This is a genomic window from Microbacterium sp. DT81.1 (assembly GCF_049844955.1).
GTDB lineage: Bacteria > Actinomycetota > Actinomycetes > Actinomycetales > Microbacteriaceae > Microbacterium.
Genome location: NZ_JBNCMA010000004.1, coordinates 124,604 through 142,315, shown reverse-complemented (window position 1 = coordinate 142,315; position 17,712 = coordinate 124,604). Strand labels below are relative to the sequence as shown.

Here is a 17,712-nt window from a genome sequence, read left to right as displayed (position 1 = left end):
GCTCCCGGAGTGGGAGCGGGCGGCGTTCGGCCGTTGCGAGGTGGGCGCGTCAGCTGATCTTGCGCCGGTAGATCGCGATCGCGAACCCATACGCGACGATCAGGATGCCGACGAGCCAGGCCAGGGCGACCCAGATGTCGGTGCCGACCGGCTGCTGGTCGAACAGCGCCCGCAGGGTGTCGACGATCGCGGTCACCGGCTGGTTCTCGGCGAACCAGGCGACCGGAGCCGGCATCGTGTCGGTGGGCACGAATGCGGAGCTGATGAAGGGGAGGAAGATCAGCGGGTAGCTGAACGCGCTCGCTCCATCCACCGTCTTCGCGGAGAGCCCCGCGATCACGGCGATCCAGGTGAGTGCGAGGGTGAACAGGATCAGGATTCCCGCGACCGCCAGCCACGCGCCGAGCGATGCACCCGTCCGGAACCCCAGGACCACACCGACGGCGATGACGATGGCGACCGACACCAGGTTCGCGGCGAGGGACGTGAAGACGTGGGCCCACAGCACGCTCGATCGTGCGATCGGCATGGACTGGAAGCGTTCGAAGATGCCGCCCTGCATGTCGAGGAACAGCCGGTACGCGGTGTACGCGACGCCGGATGCGATGGTGATGAGCAGGATGCCGGGAAGCATGTAGTCGATGTACGACTCCTGCGATCCTGTGTTGATCGCGCCGCCGAACACGTAGGTGAAAAGGAGCATCAGCGCGATCGGGGTGACCGCGGTGGTGATGATCGTGTCGGGGCTGCGCAGGATGTGGCGAAGCGAGCGGCTTGTCAGGACGGCCGTATCGCCGAGCACGTGAGTGGTCATCGGGGTTCCTTTCCTGGTGCGAGGGAGCCGTCCTTGCGTTCCTCTTCGCTGGCGTCTGATTCGCCTGTCTCGCCGACGAGGGCGAGGAAGACGTCCTCGAGCGACGGCTGCTTCTCGATGTATTCGACCTTGGCCGGCGGGAGAAGTCGCTTGAGTTCGGCAAGGGTGCCGTTCTGGATGATCGTGCCCTTGTGCAGAATCGCGATGCGATCCGCCAGCTGCTCCGCCTCATCGAGGTACTGGGTGGTCAGCAGGACGGTGGTGCCGCCCTTCGCGAGTCCCTTGACCGTCGCCCACACCTCGAGCCGCGCCTGCGGGTCCAGGCCGGTGGTCGGCTCGTCGAGGAAGATGATCGGCGGGTCGCCGATCAGGCTCATGGCGATGTCGAGCCGGCGGCGCATTCCGCCCGAGTACGTCGCGGCCCTGCGACCGCCCGCCTCGGTGAGGGAGAACCGTGCCAGGAGATCGTCGGCGATCGCGCCGGGGTTCTCCAGGTGACGGAGCTTCGCGACCAGTACCAGGTTCTCGCGGCCGGTGAGCACTTCGTCCACCGCGGCGAACTGGCCGGTCAGGCTGATCGACTGGCGGACGTCACCCGGCTGGCCGGCGACGTCGAACCCGTGCACCGCAGCTGACCCCGCGTCGGCCTTCAACAGGGTGGCCAGGATACGCACCACCGTGGTCTTGCCGGCGCCGTTGGAGCCGAGAAGGGCGAAGATGCTGCCCGGTGCGACGTCGAAGTCGACCCCGCGAAGAACATGGAGGTCCTTGAATGACTTCTCCATGCCCTGCACGCGGATGGCTGGTTGGATGGCGGTGGTCATCGTTCCTCCTCCTTGCCGAGTCCCCGGATGGTCTCCGTCAGGCGGGCGCGCTCCTTGTCGATCCAGCGCTTTCCCGCGTAGGCGGCCGCGAACGCCTCCGCGAACTCGACCGGGTCGTCGCCGACGATCTCATCGACGGGCGTCCCATCGGCGGCGGTCCGCTCCCACAGGTCGGCGAAGTCGTTCAGCATCGTCATCATCATCGTGGGGTCGCCGTCGGTGATCCCGCCGTTGTACATGAAGTAGCGCTCGAAGGCCTTGGCAGCCGTTCCGTACGGCTCCGGCAGCGCCGCGATGCGGGCCTTGTACTGCCGGTACGCCTTCTTGTCGTCGAGCGATCCCGTCAGGAATTCGATCCACTTTGCGGCCATGATCACTTCTCTCCTTGGTCTTGATGTGTGCCGTGGAGCTGTTCGATACGTTCTGCGAGGAAGCTCCAGGTCCTCCAGAACTCGGCCAGTTGTTCGCGCCCTTGCGCGTTGATCGAATACACCTTTCGCGGTGGTCCCTTCTCGGAGGGGACCTTCTCGACGTCTACGAAACCTCGCTGCTCGATGCGGACGAGGAGGGCGTAGACGGTGCCTTCGACCAGGTCGGCGAAGCCCTGCTCACGCAGGCGCGCCGTGATCTCGTACCCGTAGGCGGGGCTTCCGGCCACGACCGCGAGCACGATGCCCTCGAGCGTGCCCTTGAGCATCTCCGTCATCTGATTGGCCATCTCCGACCCCCCATCTACTCTGTGTTGCTGACTACTAGTAGACGGTAACACTAAGTACCGGTAGTTAGCAACACTGAATAGCAGGTCGATCTGCGAGCGCCCCGCAGCGGCCGCCCATCGAGGCCGGCAAACCCGAGGCTGCGGGCCGGCGACGTGGTGCCGGGGCTCCTGGACTCTCAGCGAACGGAGCGCTGAAGCGCGGGGCGGATCGGTGTCGGAATCGCGGGCTCCGCAGGCGGGGGGTGATGAGCCGCCAGCCTGGCGACGCGCACAAGCGGGGTTCCCACCACGAGGGCGAAACACCCGACCGCGCTGCGGTCGAGCCTGCCCAGCACCTGCTTGCGTTCCCAGGCATCGCGCAGGCGTCCCCCGCGCCGGACGAGCGGAGGATGCCGCTGGCGAGCACCGCTGCGCCGGAGTGCGACCGATTCGTCGAGCGCACCGATCCAGTCATCATCGCCAGGATCATGGAAGTAATTGTCTCGAAGCCAGGACGGCTCCGGATGCCGGAACGCGCGGTCGATGACCGCATCCTCGTGGGCGAACAGTCCGCTCTCGCGGAAGACCGTGTTGATCAGGTCCGCCTCGACGCCGAACGTGTCGAGCGCGATGACCGGGATGCGGCGGGCCACGGCCTCGATCGCGGCGGTCGAGCTGACGGTGACGAGCCCCTCTGCGGTGTCGAGGGCCCGAGCCATCGGCCCGCGGGAGATCACGAGGTTCGAAGGAAGGGCGCCGAGCTCACCCAGCAGCTCCGGATAGCCGTCGCGCTCGGCGTGGGTCTGGCTCTCACCTTTCACGGCGCGCACCTTGACCACCACCCTCCTGGACGGATCCGCCGTCGCTGCGGCCACGAGCATCCGGGCGATCCGCGTGCGATCGGCCCGCTCAAGAGGAACGACGGCCTGGGCCGCGAAGACGAGATCCGTGCTGCGAGCACCGGACGTGGGTCCCGACCCGATCTGGGCGAAGGGCAGGCGCGACAGGGCGAAGCGCTGCTCGAACCCCTTCTCGACGGCGAGCTCGCCGAACTCGCGCACCTCGCGGTGGGAGTGCAGGACGAAGAGGTCGCATTGCGTGCGGTACAGGAGCGCCTTGCGGGTGGCGGGGATCGAGATCCCCGGCAGGCCGGTGACGATCACCGCCGAGGGCACCGCGGCCGCGACCAGGCGCGCGAGCACCCGCACGAGCGGGCCCCTCGCCGCGAGCAGCACGGCGTCGGGCTGCAGGCGCGAGAGCGCGCCGGCCAGCGCGTCGTACGCCACGCGTCGCACACGACGGCTGTCCAGACCGCTGCCCGTCAGCGCCGCCGACTGCTGGGCGGCGCTGACCACCAGCGGGGTCTCGAGCACCAGCATCCGCGCATCGATCGCGTCGGGACGAGAGCCGAGCAGGGCGGCGCCCCACTTCACGTAGGAATCGGTGTCGGCGATGCCGACGACACGCAGCGGGCGTGTCACACCGGAACGCGACGCAGCTTCGCCATCGGGGCGCGCTCACCGGGGAAGACGCGCTTGACGCCATCGCCGAGGGCGGTCTCGATGATCCGGATGTCGCGCACGAGGTGCGCGAGGCCCGCCGGCTCGAGCGAGGCCGCGTGGTCAGAGCCCCACATGGTGCGGTCCAGGGTGATGTGACGCTCGACCGCCACCGCACCGAGCGCGACGGCGGCGAGGGAGACCTGCAGGCCGCGCTCGTGTCCTGAGTAGCCCACCGGCACCCCGGGGTACCGATCGCGAAGGACCGGGATCACGCGGAGATTCGCCTCCTCAGGCTCCATCGGATAGGTGGACGTGGCATGCAGAAGGATGAGCCGGTCGGTGCCGAGCACGTCGATCGCGGCGTCGATCTGCTCGATCGTCGACATGCCCGTGGAGAGGATGATCGGCTTTCCGGTGTCGCGCAGCGCGACCAGAAGATCGATGTCGGTCACGCTCGCCGAGGCCACCTTGTGGGCCATCACCCCCAGGTCCTCGAGGAAGGCGACGCTGGGAACATCCCATGGTGACGCGAACCACTCGAGGCCGCGCAGAAGCGCGTGGTCGCCGATTTCGATGTACTCGTCGCGGCCGAACTCGACGCGGCGTCGGTAGTCGAGGTAGGTCATCGTGCCCCACGGCGTCTCGCGCAGCACCTCGCGCATGTGGTGGGGGGTGGAGATCTCGGGGGTGCGCTTCTGGAACTTGACGGCGTCGGCGCCGGCGTCGGCGGCGACGTCGATCAGCCGCTTCGCGATGTCCACGTCGCCGTTGTGGTTCAGCCCGATCTCGGCGATGACGTAGGCGGGGCGACCCCCGCCCACCACGCGGGTTCCGATGGTGACAGTCATTGCTGGTTCCTTTCGGCCGGTACGGCGCTCTCGTCGGGCAGGGGCGAAGGACGGCGAGCGCGCAGCACGCGGTCGGCGAGCTCTCGAACTGCTCCCGCACCTCCCGGCCTCGCGACCACCGCCCTGGCCGCGGCGAGCACGAGAGGATGAGCGTCCGGCACCGCGACGGGCCACCCGACCAGCTCGAGGCAGGCGAGATCGTTGATGTCGTTTCCCAGGTACGCGATGCGCGACAGCGGGATGCGCCGACTGGACGCCCACTCCCGAAGGGCTGCGGCCTTGTCGTCGAGGCCCTGGCGCACGTCAACGCGCAGCTTCGCCGCTCGGGCCGACACGACCGGGCTCTCCTCCGTCGAAAGGATGAGCACCGGAATCTCCGCCCGGCGAAGACGCGCGATCCCCATGCCGTCCGAGCGGCTGACGCGCACGTATTCGCGGCCGTCCGAACCGATGGTCGCGGTGTCGTCGGTGTGCACGCCGTCGAAGTCGGTCACCACGGCGTCGGCGTGGATCGCCTCGCCGGCGTCGGCCACGGCGACGAGCGGCGCGATCGCCCGCGCCAGGGCGAGCTGCTCCTCCGAGTCGATCTCGAGCGCCGTTCGCTCGGGGACAGGGACGAACCCGGTGCGTCCGAAGAACCGGTGGCGGGCGTCGCGGAAGCCGGCGGCATCCATCACGTAGAACGCGCCGGTCTCGAGGAAGTGCGGCTCGCGATCCTGCCGGCGCGGGCGGTGCTCGCGGTCGTGGCCGAAGGCCTTCGCATCGCCCTTCTTGCCCCGCGACCAGAGGAATCCGTAGCTTTCGGTCGCGCTGAACGCGCTGTCGAAGGTGTGACTCTCGACCAGGTCCACCGCGTCGGCGAGCGCCGACACGTCGATGAACGGCGAGGTGGCCTGGAGGAACGCCAGCACGCCCACCTCGACGCCGCTCGCGTCCAGGTGTGCGAGGGCATGGAGCAGGGCGCTCTCGGATGGCGCCGTGTCGCCCGCCAGGTGGGCCGGCCGGTGCACGATCTCGGCTCCCCACTCCTGCGCCACGGCCGCGATCTCGGCATCGTCGGTGGAGACGAGCACCCGATCGATGCGGTCCGACGCCAGCGCCGCGGCGATGGCGCGCCCGACGAGGGGCACGCCGCCCACTCGTCGGAGATTCTTGCGCGGGACACCCTTCGATCCGCCCCGGGCGGGAATGACCGCCACCGTCTCCCTCATCGCAGAACCCTCTCTCGGCGCCCTTCGCCAGGCGCCCACTCCCGGATCACGCTGCCGGTCCCCTCGAGCACCAGGGGCAGCGTGGTCGTCGTGCTCGATGCGAGCGTGAGCACCTCGAGTGGGCGCGATGCGCCCGCCAGCACGAGCTCCGCAGGAAGGCGCAGATCGCTGATGCGCACGCCGGGCATGGCCCGCACGGCATCCAGCTGCGTCACCGGCTCCCGCCGGTGGGGCAGGTAGGTGAGCGGGGCGATGGATGCCTCGGCGGCGACCCACGCGAGATACACGGCCAGGTCGAGCCGCCCGTCGACGGGTCGTGCGCTGCCGAGCAGCACGCGACCCGATGGGGTGACGTCCTCCCTCGTGCCGCGGGTGGCGCTCTTGCGCGTCCATTCGAAGCGGTGCGACTCCAGCCCCACGCCGCGCTCCTGCAACGCCTCGCGGCGGTTCAGCCCGAGCTGGAAGGCCGTGAACATCTCCAGCGCACCGACGCGCGCCCGATCCAGCAGCAGCTCGAGTGCGAACGGCGCGGCGAACGTCGTCGCTCCGCGTTCATGCACACCGGGGCGCACGTAGTCCCGTCGCCCGAGCAGCGTGTCGGCGAACGCGAGAGAGTTGGCGCCGTCATCCAGCAGCGTCACACGCCGCGGTCGGAGCACCGCGGCCGCGAGGCGGAACTGACCCGAGAAGGCGTCGCCGACCAGCCAGTGCCGGTTCTCGGCGAGAAGGCGCCACGGGATGCCGATGTAGGGCTCGAGGCGACCGAACATCGCCTTCCTCGCGACGAGCTCGTCCGCCGTCTCGGACATCTGATCGGTGAGGCGCCCGGCGATGGGCACGCGCTGCCCATGCGCGGCGGCCCACTCGGCCGCTCCGACGAGCTGCAGCGGGGACTCGACCCAGGCGATGATCGACGGCGCGTCGCGATGCACGACACCTCCCGCTTCCCCGACCGAGGACCGGCCGTGCGGCCCATCGTGCGGGGTGCGGATGAATGGCGGCGGCGGTGCACGTGTCGCGCGCGGGAAGAAGAGGTGAACCGTGCGTATCGCACTTCGCAGCATCCGCCCTTCGCGCGCGAAGGGCGGATGCCGCGGCTCGCGCGGCATCCGCCCTTCGTCTGGACCTACGGTGTCGGCGACCCTCCGGTCACGCTCAGCGTCTCGCCGGCGACGTAGCTCGACTCCGGCGACGCTAGGAAGACGTACGCCGGCGCGAGCTCGGCCGGCTGACCCGCCCGCCCCAGCGGCGTCTGCTCACCGAAGGAGGGGATCTTCTCCTGCGGCTGACCGTCGCTGACCTGCAGCGGCGTCCAGATCGGCCCCGGTGCCACGGCGTTCACCCGGATGCCCTTCGGCGCGAGCTGCTGGGCCAGCGCCTTCGTGAACGCGTTGATCGTGGCCTTCGTCGACGCGTAATCGACCAGGATCTCGGACGGCTGGTATGCCTGGATCGACGTCGTGTTGATGATCGTCGAGCCGGGCTTCAGGTGCGGCAGCGCCGCCTTCGTGATCCAGAACATCGCATACACGTTCGTCTTGAACGTGTCGTCGAACTGCTGGTCATCGAGCGTCGCGAGGTCCTCGTTGTAGATCTGCTTGCCGCCGTTGTTCACGAGGATGTCGAGCCCGCCGAGGCCTTCGACGGCGCGAGCGACGAGGTCGCGGCAGTACGAGGGGTCCTTCAGATCGCCGGGCAGGGTGAGCACCGTGGCGCCGGCGTCCTGCAGGATGCCGGCGATGCGCTGTGCATCCGGCTCCTCCTCGGGCAGATACGACATCGCCACATCGGCGCCCTCGCGCGCGAAGGCGATCGCCGTCGCCGCCCCGATGCCCGAGTCGGCGCCGGTGATGAGCGCTTTGCGACCGGTCAGGCGGCCGGTGCCCCGGTAGGTGCTCTCGCCGAGATCCGCCTTCGGCGTCAGCTCGGCGTCGAGGGCGGGCTCCGGCTGGTGCTGCTTGTCGGGGCTGAAGTCCGCGTAGAGCTCAGCGGGGTTGGTCAGGGTGTACTGGTCCCTTGTCATCTCTCTCTCCTTCTCTGGTGGTTCCGCCCTGGTGGGGCGGTGCGGCCGGTGCGGGTCAATGACCGCGCAGCCTGTCTTCGTCGACGAGATCGCGGATCGTCAGCGCGGTCCTCACCAGCGCGAGGTGGCTGAGCGCCTGGGGCAGGTTGCCGCAGAAGGCGTTGTCGGATGCCGAGATCATCTCGGCGAAGATGTGCACGTCGTTGCCGAGTCGTACGAGTTCGTCCATGGCGGCGATGCCCTCGTCGTGGCGCCCGACGCACACGAGCGCCGCCGCCCGCTCGTCGAGCAGCCGCCCGAAGACGGGCATGTCGTCGAGGCCGGGCAGCGGCATCCAATCGATCTGCCCCCTCAGCCCGACGAGCGCGACCGTCCGCCCGTCGCCGATGGGCGCGTACGAGCGGAGGTACTCACCGCCCGTGGCGCTGCGTCGCTCGACATCACCCGGCATGCCACCACGGTAAGTACGGTGTGCTGGATCCCGTCGGGGGTTGCACCGGGGCCTGCGAATCGATACAGGCGTGTGGACAGACGGACGGGCGAGGCGTCGGGTCACGCCGTCTGCATGATGCGAGGCCCTGCCACGCCGAATAGCTTGTGAGACGCACCGCCGGGGGGCCCTGCAGTGCGGTCCGCATCCACTCGAGACAGGACGGAACACCATGACCACAGTGACAAGGACCGGATGGGTCGGTTGGGGCATCTTCGCGGGGGTGATCCTCCTCGTGAGCGGCTTCTTCAGCGTCATCCAGGGGATCGTGGCACTCGTCGGGCCCGACACCTACTTCGCCCTCGCCGGCGGTTCGCTCTTCCTCTTCGACGTGCAGGGCTGGGGCTGGTGGAACATCATCCTCGGAGCCCTGCTGGTGCTGACCGGAGCCGCTCTCCTCGCCGGGCAGACGTGGGCCAGGGTCATCGCCGTGATCCTCGCCGTCCTGAGTGCCGTCATCCAGCTGCTGCTCATTCCCGCGCAGCCATGGTGGTCGTTCATCGTCATCGCGATCGACGTGCTGATCATCTACGCACTGACGGTCCACGGACGGGAGATGCGCGAGGTCGCGTAGCCCTGCTGCGTGGTACGTTCCCACTCACGCGGACGTTCCATCGTTCCGGAGGGAGCACGACCCACCATGAGCCTCGCCATCCCCGATACGGATCCGAACGTCACCCCGAAGCGCCTCGCGGTGCTCGCCGTGCCGGCCATCCTGATCGGAGTGCTGAGCGCGCTGGTCCTGTGGACGCTCGAACAGGCCGCGGATCTGCTGGGCGGAGTGCTCTACAAGGCGCTGCCGGGGGCACTCGGCGTCGACCCGTCCGGCTGGTGGATCATCGTGGTGCTCACCGCGACGGGTCTCGCCGTCGGCATCACGCTCACGCTTCTGCCCGGGCACGGCGGACCCGACAGCGCGACGACCGAGCTGATGGGTCCCCCGCTGCCGCTGAGGACCCTCCCCGGACTGGCGCTTGCGACCATCCTGAGCCTCGCCGGAGGCGTGAGCCTCGGACCGGAGAATCCGATCATCGCGATCAACGCCGCGGTGGTCGTGGCCATCCTCGCGCGGCTGATCCCGAAGGTGCCGGTGCAGCTGGCCATCCTTCTGGCCGGCGCCTCGACCATCGGCGCCCTCTTCGGGACCCCGGTGGCCGCGGCACTGCTGTTCACCGGCATCCTCGCAGCGCTGAAGGCCGGCGGCTCGCTCTGGGACCGCCTCTTCCTTCCCGTCGCCGCGGCCGGCGCCGCCGCCGTCACGATGCACCTCCTCGGGGCACCGCCCTTCGCGTTCGATCTTCCGGACTACGGAGCACCGCAGGCGATCGACTTCGTCACCGGCTCGCTGCTCACCTGCGCGATCGTGCTCGTCGGGCTGGTGATGCTGTACGCCTTCCCGCTCGTCTATCGGGCGATGCATGCGCTCCGGCATCCGATTCTCATCGCGACGGTCGGCGGCCTGATCCTCGGCATCCTGGGCTTTCTCGGCGGGCCCATCACGATGTTCAAGGGCCTCACCCAGATGGGAGAGCTGCTGAAGGATCCCGGCGCATACGACGCCGGTCAGCTCGCCGTGATCGCCGGGATCAAGATCCTGGCGCTTCTCATCGCCGCATCCGCGCTCTTCCGCGGCGGCCGGATCTTCCCCGCCACCTTCGTGGGAGTGGCGCTCGGCCTGCTGGGCAATGCGCTCTTCCCATCCATCCCGATCGGCTTGGCGGTCGCGTGCGGGGTCATCGGCATCCTGGTCGTCGTCACCCGCGACGGATGGCTGGCGCTCTTCATCGCAGCGGCGGTCGCCGGAGACATCACACTGCTGCCGATGCTCTGCGTCATCATCCTGCCCGCGTGGCTGCTCGTCACGGCGGCTCCCGAGTTCCGCATCGTTCCGCCTGCCGATCCTGCGACCGCGGATGCTCCGAGGGCCGCGCCCCCTACGAAGCAGTCGAAACGGGCTCGCGGCGGCGCACCGACGTCGTGACCCGCTCGGGGTGCGTGTAGACGTTCATCGAGGCGCCCCGCAGGAACCCGACGAGAGTGAGACCGGATGCGTCGGCGAGCTCGACCGCGAGCGATGACGGCGCCGAGACTGCCGACAGCATCGGGATGCCTGCCATCACGGCCTTCTGCACGAGCTCGAAGCTCGCGCGGCCCGACACCATCAGCACATGGCCGCTCAGTGGCAGCCGGTCGTTGAGCACGGCCCAGCCGACGACCTTGTCCACGGCGTTGTGTCGTCCGACATCCTCGCGCAGCACGACCAGCTCGCCGGTGTTCGCGTCGAACAGGCCGGCGGCGTGCAGGCCGCCGGTCTTGTCGAAGACGTCCTGCTGGGCTCGGAGCGTATCGGGGAAGGTCGTGAGCAGCGCGGCGGACACGGTCGCGGCATCCGCCCGCACGTCGTAGGAGGAGACCGTCTCGACGGCCTCGATGCTGGCCTTGCCGCAGAGACCGCACGAGCTCGTCGTGTAGAAGTTGCGGGCGAGGTCGGGGTCCGGAGGGGCGACGCCCGCGTCGAGGGTGACATCGAGCACGTTGTAGGTGTTCTCGGCGCTGGAGATGCCGACCGCGCCCGTGCCCGGACCGCCGCAGTGGATCGCGGAGCGGAAGTCGGAGCCGCGGGCGATCACTCCCTCGGAGACGAGGAAGCCGACGGCGAGCTCGACGTCGTGTCCCGGCGTTCGCATCGTGATCGCCAGCGACGTTCCGCCGACGCGGATCTCGAGCGGCTCCTCGACGGCGAGCGTGTCGGAGCGCCGGCGCTCGTTGTCACCGTCGGTGTCGGATACCGTGATGCGCGTGATCGGCCGCCGCGCCGTGATGCGTCCCATGGTGCAATGCTAGGCGCGCGGGGCGGCGTTGACGCGGGTGGAGCCGTTGGGCGGTGGCGGCGGTCGGGCCTCCGTGGGCTGGTGTGCCCGGGCTCAGCCGCCGATGGCGTTCATCCCGCGAGCCGGCTGCAGGAAGCTCGGGTCGTTGATGGCGTGCCCCGGCAGTTTGCCCCAGACGCACGCGCGCAGCACGGACTCGATGCCCGCGGCATCCGGGTTTCCGTCGCTCGAGCGCAGCACGGGAATCAGGTCGAACTCGCTCGTGGAGAAGAGGCAGTTGCGCAGCTGTCCGTCGGCGGTCAGTCGCAGCCGGTCGCAGTTGCCGCAGAAGGGCGCGGTGACCGACGCGATGACGCCGACGGTGTGCGGGCCGCCGTCCAGCATCCATGTCTCGGCGGGCGCTCCGCCTCGGCCCGGGATCGGGTCGAGCCGCCAGCGAGCGGACAGGGAGTCGAGGATCTCGTCGCGGGTCACCATCGTCTGGCGGTCCCAGGTGTGCCCGGCATCCAGCGGCATCTGCTCGATGAAGCGCAGCTGCGCGTCGTGTGCGGTGGCGAACTCGACGAGGTCGACGAGTTCGTCGTCGTTGACGCCGCGCATCGCCACGGCGTTCAGCTTGAGCGGACGGAGAGGGGATGCCGCGGCCGCCGCGATGCCGAGCAGCACATCATCGAGGCGGTCGCGGCGGGTGAGATCGTGGAAGCGATCCCGGCGGATCGTGTCGATGGAGATGTTCAGGCGGTGCAGGCCGGCGTCGATCAGGGCAGGCAGGAACTCGGGCAGGCGGATGCCGTTGGTCGTCATCGCGATGGTGACCGGTCCGGACGGGGCCTCGATGCGCGAGAGTCGTCGCACGACCTCGACGATGTCGTTCCGCAGAAGGGGCTCCCCGCCGGTGAGGCGGAACGTCGTGATCCCGGCGCCGGCCGCCACCCTGGCGACCGTCTCGATCTCATCGAGCGTCAGGATGCTGGAGCGGGCGAGCCATTCGTTGCCCTGCTCGGGCATGCAGTAGGTACACCGCAGTGAGCACCGGTCGGTGAGCGAGATGCGGAGGTCGCGATGGATGCGTCCGTGCGTGTCGACGAGAGCGCCGGCGGGGGGCGCGACGGTGGTTGTCGGGGTCCGCGGCGCGATCGTGACGGGAATCGCAGCCATGCTTCGAGGGTACGCGCTGGTGGGGGCTGCGTCGGCGGGTCGGTTGCCCGTGTGGGGCTGCGCCGCGGGTCGGGTGTCACCCAGACCCTTCGGATTCCCACGTTGAGTGCGTCGGCTGGCGGTCCGAGGTGCAACGGGATTCGGATAGAAGTTCGAATGTCGGTGGCCCTCGGTACGTTGAAGCATGCGATTCTTTCCGGGAGTGGACGCGGGGCTTGAAAGCCTGCGCGCCGTGCTCGGAAGCGAACTGACGGATGCCGGTCTGCCGGGTATCGTCTCCGGTCTGGGGGATGAGGATCTCGTCGGGGTGCTGCGAAGCACGTCGACGCTGATCCAGGCGTTGGAGACGGTGCGGATCGCCGCCGCAGGTGCGGTGACGGCCCGGTCCGGGCGGGAGCGCGGGCAGGGCGGGTTGGCGCAGGTGCGGGGGCACCGGTCGCCGGTGTCGCTGGTGCAGGAGATCACCGGGTCCACGCGCGGCGACGCCGTGCGGCAGGTGCGGCTCGGGGAAGCGCTGCACGCGGGGGTGCCGGTGAGCGACGCGGATGCTGGCCTGACGGATGTCGGCGGAATGGTGCCGGTGCTGTGGCATGCGGGGCTGGGGGCGGCGCTGCTTGCCCGGACGATCACGTCCGCGCAGCACGACGCGATCCTCCGCGGGCTCGGCGAACCGCCCTCCACCGGGACCGGTGCTTCCGCTTCACCGTCGGCTCGCGATGCGGACATCGGCGCCGATGCCGATGCCGATGCCGATGCCGATGCGAGCGTGGCCGCGGACGCCGTGTGGCGGGATGCGTGGGCGGTCGCCGCGGAGCAGCTGATCGTGGAGGCGCCGACGTGCACCGTGGAGGATCTGCTGCGCACCGCGCGGGCGGTGCGGGACACGCTGGACCCTGACGGGGCTGCTCGACGGTTCGATGACCGGTTCCAGGCCCGCTCGTTCCGGATGTGGGTGGACGAGCACGGCACCCGGCGCGGTTCGATCAGCTTCGATGACGAGATGGCGGCGTGGGTGCAGGCGATCACCGATTCCGCGCTGCGTCCCCGCCGCGGCGGTCCCCGGTTCGTGGACGCCGACGAAGCCGCCCGCGCCCGGCAGCTGGAGGCGGATCCGCGCACGAATGATCAACTCACCTACGACCTGATCATGGACACGCTCCGCGCCGGGGCCCTCGCCGACACCGAGCAGGTCTTCGGCACCCGGCAAGCGGGAATCCGGGTCGTGATCACCGCCGCCGCCCTGCACACCATCCCCGGCGCCACCGACGCGGATGCGAGTGCGGCGGGAGTCGGCCGATTGGAGGACACCGGCACCAGCATCCCCGCGTGGCTTGTCCGGCAACGACTGTGCGACACCGCGCAGACCACCTGCGTCACCGACCAACGCGGAAACCCTCTGTACCTGGGTCGGGAGCAACGCTTGTTCTCCGGCAAGCAACGACTCGCGCTCGCCATCCGCGATGGCGGCTGCCGATGGCGCGGATGCGACCGCCCACCCTCTTACTGCGAAGCCCACCACATCGACCACTACGACCAGGATGAGGGCCGCACCGACATCGACCGCGGGATCCTGCTCTGCCGCTTCCACCACATGCAACTCCACAACGGCGGCTGGCACATCACCCGCACCCGCCTCGACGACTTCACCCTCCACCCACCCGGCGGGCCCCCGGTCACCCTCCCTCCCAAGCTGGACCTGAGATACGCGTGGGCAAGCGTGCAACCACCACCCCGACGATTCCGGCCCGCCGCATAGGAGCGGCGGCGGGCGGAACGGAAGGTCCTGGCGCGGCCGGAGCTGGTGTCATCGGCCGGAGCTGGTGTCATGGGCCGAGATGGTGCTATCGGCCGGAGTGGGAGTGCTCGCGCGGGCGCGAGACCACGACGGAGCGGAGATGCCGACGCGAGACGCCGCGCGCCGAGCCGACGACATCAGACGACCGACACCTCGCCCAGCGGCACAGCCGACGCGTTCTCGGCGAGCGCGGCCGCGGCCGTGATCCGGTTCGCCATCCCCGCGAAAATGAACCCATGGAAGGGCAGCACCGCCAGCCAGTACAACCTCCCACTGAGCCCGCTCGGGAAGAACACGGCCCGCTGGTCGTAGCGCGCCCCACCGGCATCCGGCGTGCACCTCATCTCCAACCAGGCCAGCCCCGGCACCTTCATCTCCGCCCGAAGACGCAGCAGAGCACCCGGCTCGATCGCCTCCACCCGCCAGAAGTCCACCGCATCCCCCACGACCAGACGGTCCCGATGCCGACGCCCGCGACGCAAGCCCACCCCGCCGACGAGCTTGTCCATCCACCCGCGGATCGCCCACAGCAGCGGATTGGAGTACCAGCCCCGCTCCCCACCTATGCCCTGAATCACCCGCCACAGGCCATCGGGCGACGCCTCGGTCCACGCGGTCCGGACATCCGTGAATGCCACCCGCCCCGCCCAGTCCGGGTCGTTGGGCAGCGGATCGCTCGGGACCCCGAGCACCTCGCCATCCTGCCAACTCGTCTCGATATCGTCCTGCTTCACCTTTCCGAGAGCCAGATCCACCGCCCGGCGATACGAGGTGAGACCGCCCTCCGGCCGCGGGATCAGCTCGTCGATCGCGTGATCCTTCACGATGCACTCGTTCTGCAGGGACTCCACCAACGGCATCGCGACCCGACGAGGGATCGGCGTGACGAGATTCACCCAGTGCGACGCGAGCCGCGGGGTCAGCACCGGCAGCGCCGCGATCGCCCGCTGCGGCAGCCCCGCCTCGACCGCATAGCCGTTCATCATCTGGCCGTAGCGCAGCACGTCCGGCCCCCCGATGTCGACGGCACGGTTGACGTCCGGCGCCACCCGAGCCGCCCCGAGCAGGTAGTGCAGCACGTCCCGAACGGCGATCGGCTGGATGCGGTTGCGCACCCACTTCGGCGCCGGCATGTACGGCAGCACGTCGGTCAGATGCCGCACCATCTCGAACGAGGCAGAGCCCGACCCGATCACCACACCGGCCTGCAGCACGAGCGTCGGCACGCCGCTGTCCATCAGGATCTCTCCCACCTCGACCCGCGACCGCAGGTGCGGGGACAGCGCGATGCCGTCCGGATGCAGCCCGCCGAGGTAGACGATGCGCCCGACGGATGCCGCGGCCGCCGCGCCCGCGACGGCGTTCGCCGCCCGGCGATCCGCATCCGCGAACCCCTTGCCCGCGCCCATCGAGTGGACGAGGTAATAGAGCACATCGACATCCCGCGCGGCCTCGGCGACCGCCCCGGCATCCGTCGCGTCGCCGGTGACGACCTCGACACGACTCCCCCACTCGAACGCCGCAACCCGCGCCGCATCCCGAGCGAGCACCCGCACCCGGTAGCCGGCAGCGAGCAGCCGCGGCACGAGGCGACCACCGATATACCCCGTTGCTCCGAGCACCAATGCGCGCGGGGCGGTCCCATCCGCACGCTGCACGGCCACGAGCGCAGGCTCGCGGCCTGTCGGCGCGGCCGAGGGCGAGGAGAGCGGGAGCGAGGTCATGCCTCGACGCTACGCCCGTTCCGGAGGGTCAGGCCGGGATCCGACCTCCCGGGGACAGCAGGCGACCGAACGCTCGCGAGCCGGGCTCGGAGGGCAGCGCCGTGAACCCCACCCGAGGATAGAACAGCACGGCTCCGGTGTTCTCCTCGGATGCCACGAGGTGCACCCCGGCGACACCCCGCGCCGCCAGCGCGGCCAGCAGCCTGTCGATCAGCCGACGACCGAAACCCTGGCCCTGCAGCTGTGGAAGCAGGTCGATGTGCAGGTGCGCCGGGAACTCGGCCGCGTGCCGCGCGCGCCCGGGCGCGCGGTTCTCGGCGTACGCGATGATGCCCCGCTCCCGCTCCCCCGCGCCGTCCAGCGGGTACCGGTCGCGCACCGATGGCCACCACGACTGCGCGAACCAGCGCTCGAAGTCGTCGGTGTCGGGCGCGGCCACGATGTATCCGACCACCCGTCTGTCGTCGGTCTCGACGACGAAGGCGAGGTCGGGATGCCTGGCGGCATAGGGCAGCGCGAAGATGTCGGCCCACAGCTGGTCGTCCCGGAACATCCCGGTGGCGTCTCCCCCGGCGTCGGCCGTCCGGACGCAGATCTCGGTGAGCGCCGGCTCATCGCCGCGGCGGAAGGGGCGGATGTCGGTCACCGCTCGACCCTACCCACTCGCGCCGGGCTGCAGCCGGACATCGCTCGCAGCCACCCGCAGCCGGACGGGAGCACCTGCCGTGAGGCGCAGCTCAGCGGCCGTGGTCGTCGGCACGTCCACCGCGACCGCCGGCTCGGCCGTGTGCACCCGCACCCCGGCCGGCGTCTGCTCCAGCCGCACGACGCGCGCGAGCCAGGAACCGGCGCCGGTCCGGTCTGTGGCCGCGCGAGCGACGCCCGCCGGCCCGGGCGGCTGATCGATCCTCACCGCGCCCGGACGGAACACCGCGACCAGCGGCACCCCATCCGGAGCCGCCGCCGCCCGCGACGCGGCATCCACGCCCTCGAAGAAGACCGGCGCACGCGGGGACCCGCCGCGCCACCCGCCTGCGTGCGAAGTCCCCTCCACACGATTGAGCCCCGCCACCGCGGCGGCGAACCGCGTGGCGGGAGCCTCCAGCACGTCGCGCACGTTCCCCGCCTGGCTCACTCGCCCGCCCTCGATCAGCACGAGCCGTGAGGCGACGGCCACCGCATCGACCGCATCGTGGGTCACGAAGACCGCGGTGACCTGCGCCTCGGCCAGCTGCTCCTGCAGCATCCCCCGGATCTCGCCGGCGGTCTCCGGGTCGAGCGAGGTGAGCGGCTCGTCGAGCAGCAGCAGGCGAGGGGATGCCGCGAGCGCCCGTGCGATCGCCACCCGCTGCTGCTGCCCCCCGGAGAGGTCCGAGGGCCGGCGATCGCCGATGCCGGGCAGGCCGACATGCACGAGCCACCCGTCGGCGCCCCGGCCCGCATCCCCCCGCGAGACGCCGCGGGATCGCTGCCCGAAGGCGACGTTCTCGCGCGCGGTCAGATGCGGGAAAAGCCGAGGCTCCTGCCCGAGCAGAGCCACGCCTCGCTTCTCGGGTCGCACGTGCAGCGGCGGGTGGCTCGCGGCGACCTCCTGATCGCCGATGCGGATGCGCCCGTCGGTCATGTGCACCAGCCCCGCGACGGCCTCGAGCAGGGTGGACTTGCCGGCGCCGCTCGGCCCCATCACCGCCACGATCTCCCCCGGCGCAGCGGTCACCGCGACGTCGAGGCGGAAGCCGGTGCGGCGGACGATCACGACGCGGGCGTCGAGGGAGGCGCCCATCCCGCCGGACGC

General features: G+C 70.2%; 18 protein-coding genes. 3 read left to right on the top strand and 15 right to left on the bottom strand.

Going from position 1 to position 17,712, the window contains the following annotated elements; genetic code table 11:
• Nucleotides 1–49 precede the first annotated feature (49 nt).
• From ACLQ2Q_RS12145 to ACLQ2Q_RS12100, 10 genes are all read right to left on the bottom strand, one after another.
• Nucleotides 50–814, bottom strand: coding sequence for an ABC transporter permease (locus tag ACLQ2Q_RS12145; RefSeq protein ID WP_425820723.1), 765 nt, complete (start codon nucleotides 812–814; stop codon nucleotides 50–52).
• Nucleotides 811–1,638 carry an ABC transporter ATP-binding protein gene (locus ACLQ2Q_RS12140; RefSeq protein WP_425820722.1) on the bottom strand — a complete coding sequence of 276 codons (828 nt, stop codon included), beginning with the start codon at nucleotides 1,636–1,638 and terminating at the stop codon, nucleotides 811–813. The genes ACLQ2Q_RS12145 and ACLQ2Q_RS12140 overlap by 4 nt, the downstream gene beginning before the upstream one ends.
• Entirely contained in the window at nucleotides 1,635–2,009 is a 375-nt protein-coding gene (locus ACLQ2Q_RS12135; protein ID WP_425820721.1) for a DUF1048 domain-containing protein, read from the bottom strand. The genes ACLQ2Q_RS12140 and ACLQ2Q_RS12135 overlap by 4 nt, the downstream gene beginning before the upstream one ends.
• A 2-nt stretch (nucleotides 2,010–2,011) precedes the next feature.
• Nucleotides 2,012–2,356, bottom strand: a complete 345-nt coding sequence (locus ACLQ2Q_RS12130) for a PadR family transcriptional regulator (RefSeq protein ID WP_425820720.1) — start codon at nucleotides 2,354–2,356, stop codon at nucleotides 2,012–2,014.
• Between the two features lie 176 nt (nucleotides 2,357–2,532).
• Entirely contained in the window at nucleotides 2,533–3,816 is a 1,284-nt protein-coding gene (locus ACLQ2Q_RS12125; protein WP_425820719.1) for a DUF6716 putative glycosyltransferase, read from the bottom strand.
• Nucleotides 3,813–4,685, bottom strand: coding sequence for an N-acetylneuraminate synthase family protein (locus ACLQ2Q_RS12120; RefSeq protein WP_425820718.1), 873 nt, complete (start codon nucleotides 4,683–4,685; stop codon nucleotides 3,813–3,815). Before ACLQ2Q_RS12120 ends, ACLQ2Q_RS12125 begins: the two co-directional genes overlap by 4 nt.
• Complete coding sequence (locus ACLQ2Q_RS12115; RefSeq protein ID WP_425820717.1) at nucleotides 4,682–5,896, bottom strand: cytidylyltransferase domain-containing protein; 1,215 nt, start codon at nucleotides 5,894–5,896, stop codon at nucleotides 4,682–4,684. Before ACLQ2Q_RS12115 ends, ACLQ2Q_RS12120 begins: the two co-directional genes overlap by 4 nt.
• A complete protein-coding gene (locus tag ACLQ2Q_RS12110; RefSeq protein WP_425820716.1) occupies nucleotides 5,893–6,828 on the bottom strand; it encodes a hypothetical protein in 936 nt (311 codons plus the stop codon). Before ACLQ2Q_RS12110 ends, ACLQ2Q_RS12115 begins: the two co-directional genes overlap by 4 nt.
• 194 nt (nucleotides 6,829–7,022) lie before the next feature.
• Nucleotides 7,023–7,919 carry an SDR family oxidoreductase gene (locus tag ACLQ2Q_RS12105; protein ID WP_425820715.1) on the bottom strand — a complete coding sequence of 299 codons (897 nt, stop codon included), beginning with the start codon at nucleotides 7,917–7,919 and terminating at the stop codon, nucleotides 7,023–7,025.
• A 55-nt stretch (nucleotides 7,920–7,974) separates the two neighbouring features.
• Nucleotides 7,975–8,370 (bottom strand): hypothetical protein, encoded by a 396-nt coding sequence (locus ACLQ2Q_RS12100; RefSeq protein ID WP_425820714.1) that lies wholly within the window; start codon nucleotides 8,368–8,370, stop codon nucleotides 7,975–7,977.
• A gap of 211 nt (nucleotides 8,371–8,581) precedes the next feature.
• Here ACLQ2Q_RS12100 and ACLQ2Q_RS12095 point away from each other — a divergent pair, with 211 nt between their 5' ends.
• Together ACLQ2Q_RS12095 and ACLQ2Q_RS12090 are read left to right on the top strand one after the other, a co-directional pair.
• Entirely contained in the window at nucleotides 8,582–8,983 is a 402-nt protein-coding gene (locus tag ACLQ2Q_RS12095; protein WP_425820713.1) for a DUF7144 family membrane protein, read from the top strand.
• Between the two features lie 66 nt (nucleotides 8,984–9,049).
• Nucleotides 9,050–10,390 (top strand): ion channel protein, encoded by a 1,341-nt coding sequence (locus ACLQ2Q_RS12090; RefSeq protein WP_425820712.1) that lies wholly within the window; start codon nucleotides 9,050–9,052, stop codon nucleotides 10,388–10,390.
• On the opposite strand, the gene fdhD is transcribed toward ACLQ2Q_RS12090, so the two are convergent.
• Nucleotides 10,344–11,240 (bottom strand): formate dehydrogenase accessory sulfurtransferase FdhD, encoded by an 897-nt coding sequence (gene fdhD / locus ACLQ2Q_RS12085; protein ID WP_425820711.1) that lies wholly within the window; start codon nucleotides 11,238–11,240, stop codon nucleotides 10,344–10,346. The two genes, ACLQ2Q_RS12090 and fdhD, sit on opposite strands and share 47 nt — an antisense overlap.
• A gap of 93 nt (nucleotides 11,241–11,333) precedes the next feature.
• A complete protein-coding gene (gene moaA, locus ACLQ2Q_RS12080) occupies nucleotides 11,334–12,398 on the bottom strand; it encodes a GTP 3',8-cyclase MoaA (protein ID WP_425820710.1) in 1,065 nt (354 codons plus the stop codon).
• A 184-nt stretch (nucleotides 12,399–12,582) separates the two neighbouring features.
• Here moaA and ACLQ2Q_RS12075 point away from each other — a divergent pair, with 184 nt between their 5' ends.
• Nucleotides 12,583–14,154, top strand: a complete 1,572-nt coding sequence (locus tag ACLQ2Q_RS12075) for a DUF222 domain-containing protein (RefSeq protein ID WP_425820709.1) — start codon at nucleotides 12,583–12,585, stop codon at nucleotides 14,152–14,154.
• 176 nt (nucleotides 14,155–14,330) lie between these two features.
• Here the strand turns inward: ACLQ2Q_RS12075 and ACLQ2Q_RS12070 are convergent, their stop codons facing one another.
• The 3 genes from ACLQ2Q_RS12070 to ACLQ2Q_RS12060 are packed head-to-tail and all read right to left on the bottom strand — an operon-like array spanning nucleotide 14,331 to nucleotide 17,700.
• Entirely contained in the window at nucleotides 14,331–15,917 is a 1,587-nt protein-coding gene (locus ACLQ2Q_RS12070) for an SDR family oxidoreductase (protein ID WP_425820708.1), read from the bottom strand.
• A 28-nt stretch (nucleotides 15,918–15,945) separates the two neighbouring features.
• Nucleotides 15,946–16,563, bottom strand: coding sequence for a GNAT family N-acetyltransferase (locus ACLQ2Q_RS12065; protein ID WP_425820707.1), 618 nt, complete (start codon nucleotides 16,561–16,563; stop codon nucleotides 15,946–15,948).
• 9 nt (nucleotides 16,564–16,572) lie between these two features.
• Nucleotides 16,573–17,700 carry a sulfate/molybdate ABC transporter ATP-binding protein gene (locus tag ACLQ2Q_RS12060; RefSeq protein ID WP_425820706.1) on the bottom strand — a complete coding sequence of 376 codons (1,128 nt, stop codon included), beginning with the start codon at nucleotides 17,698–17,700 and terminating at the stop codon, nucleotides 16,573–16,575.
• Nucleotides 17,701–17,712: the final 12 nt, after the last annotated feature.

What these genes read in the sequence shown, in the direction of transcription:
- fdhD (WP_425820711.1), bottom strand. Translation starts at nt 11,240, where the DNA reads ATGGGACGCATCACGGCGCGGCGGCCGATCACGCGCATCACGGTATCC.
- ACLQ2Q_RS12115 (WP_425820717.1), bottom strand. Translation starts at nt 5,896, where the DNA reads ATGAGGGAGACGGTGGCGGTCATTCCCGCCCGGGGCGGATCGAAGGGT.
- ACLQ2Q_RS12095 (WP_425820713.1), top strand. Translation starts at nt 8,582, where the DNA reads ATGACCACAGTGACAAGGACCGGATGGGTCGGTTGGGGCATCTTCGCG.
- ACLQ2Q_RS12075 (WP_425820709.1), top strand. Translation starts at nt 12,583, where the DNA reads ATGCGATTCTTTCCGGGAGTGGACGCGGGGCTTGAAAGCCTGCGCGCC.
- ACLQ2Q_RS12090 (WP_425820712.1), top strand. Translation starts at nt 9,050, where the DNA reads ATGAGCCTCGCCATCCCCGATACGGATCCGAACGTCACCCCGAAGCGC.
- moaA (WP_425820710.1), bottom strand. Translation starts at nt 12,398, where the DNA reads ATGGCTGCGATTCCCGTCACGATCGCGCCGCGGACCCCGACAACCACC.
- ACLQ2Q_RS12105 (WP_425820715.1), bottom strand. Translation starts at nt 7,919, where the DNA reads ATGACAAGGGACCAGTACACCCTGACCAACCCCGCTGAGCTCTACGCG.
- ACLQ2Q_RS12060 (WP_425820706.1), bottom strand. Translation starts at nt 17,700, where the DNA reads ATGGGCGCCTCCCTCGACGCCCGCGTCGTGATCGTCCGCCGCACCGGC.
- ACLQ2Q_RS12070 (WP_425820708.1), bottom strand. Translation starts at nt 15,917, where the DNA reads ATGACCTCGCTCCCGCTCTCCTCGCCCTCGGCCGCGCCGACAGGCCGC.
- ACLQ2Q_RS12145 (WP_425820723.1), bottom strand. Translation starts at nt 814, where the DNA reads ATGACCACTCACGTGCTCGGCGATACGGCCGTCCTGACAAGCCGCTCG.
- ACLQ2Q_RS12140 (WP_425820722.1), bottom strand. Translation starts at nt 1,638, where the DNA reads ATGACCACCGCCATCCAACCAGCCATCCGCGTGCAGGGCATGGAGAAG.
- ACLQ2Q_RS12130 (WP_425820720.1), bottom strand. Translation starts at nt 2,356, where the DNA reads ATGGCCAATCAGATGACGGAGATGCTCAAGGGCACGCTCGAGGGCATC.
- ACLQ2Q_RS12135 (WP_425820721.1), bottom strand. Translation starts at nt 2,009, where the DNA reads ATGGCCGCAAAGTGGATCGAATTCCTGACGGGATCGCTCGACGACAAG.
- ACLQ2Q_RS12100 (WP_425820714.1), bottom strand. Translation starts at nt 8,370, where the DNA reads ATGCCGGGTGATGTCGAGCGACGCAGCGCCACGGGCGGTGAGTACCTC.
- ACLQ2Q_RS12120 (WP_425820718.1), bottom strand. Translation starts at nt 4,685, where the DNA reads ATGACTGTCACCATCGGAACCCGCGTGGTGGGCGGGGGTCGCCCCGCC.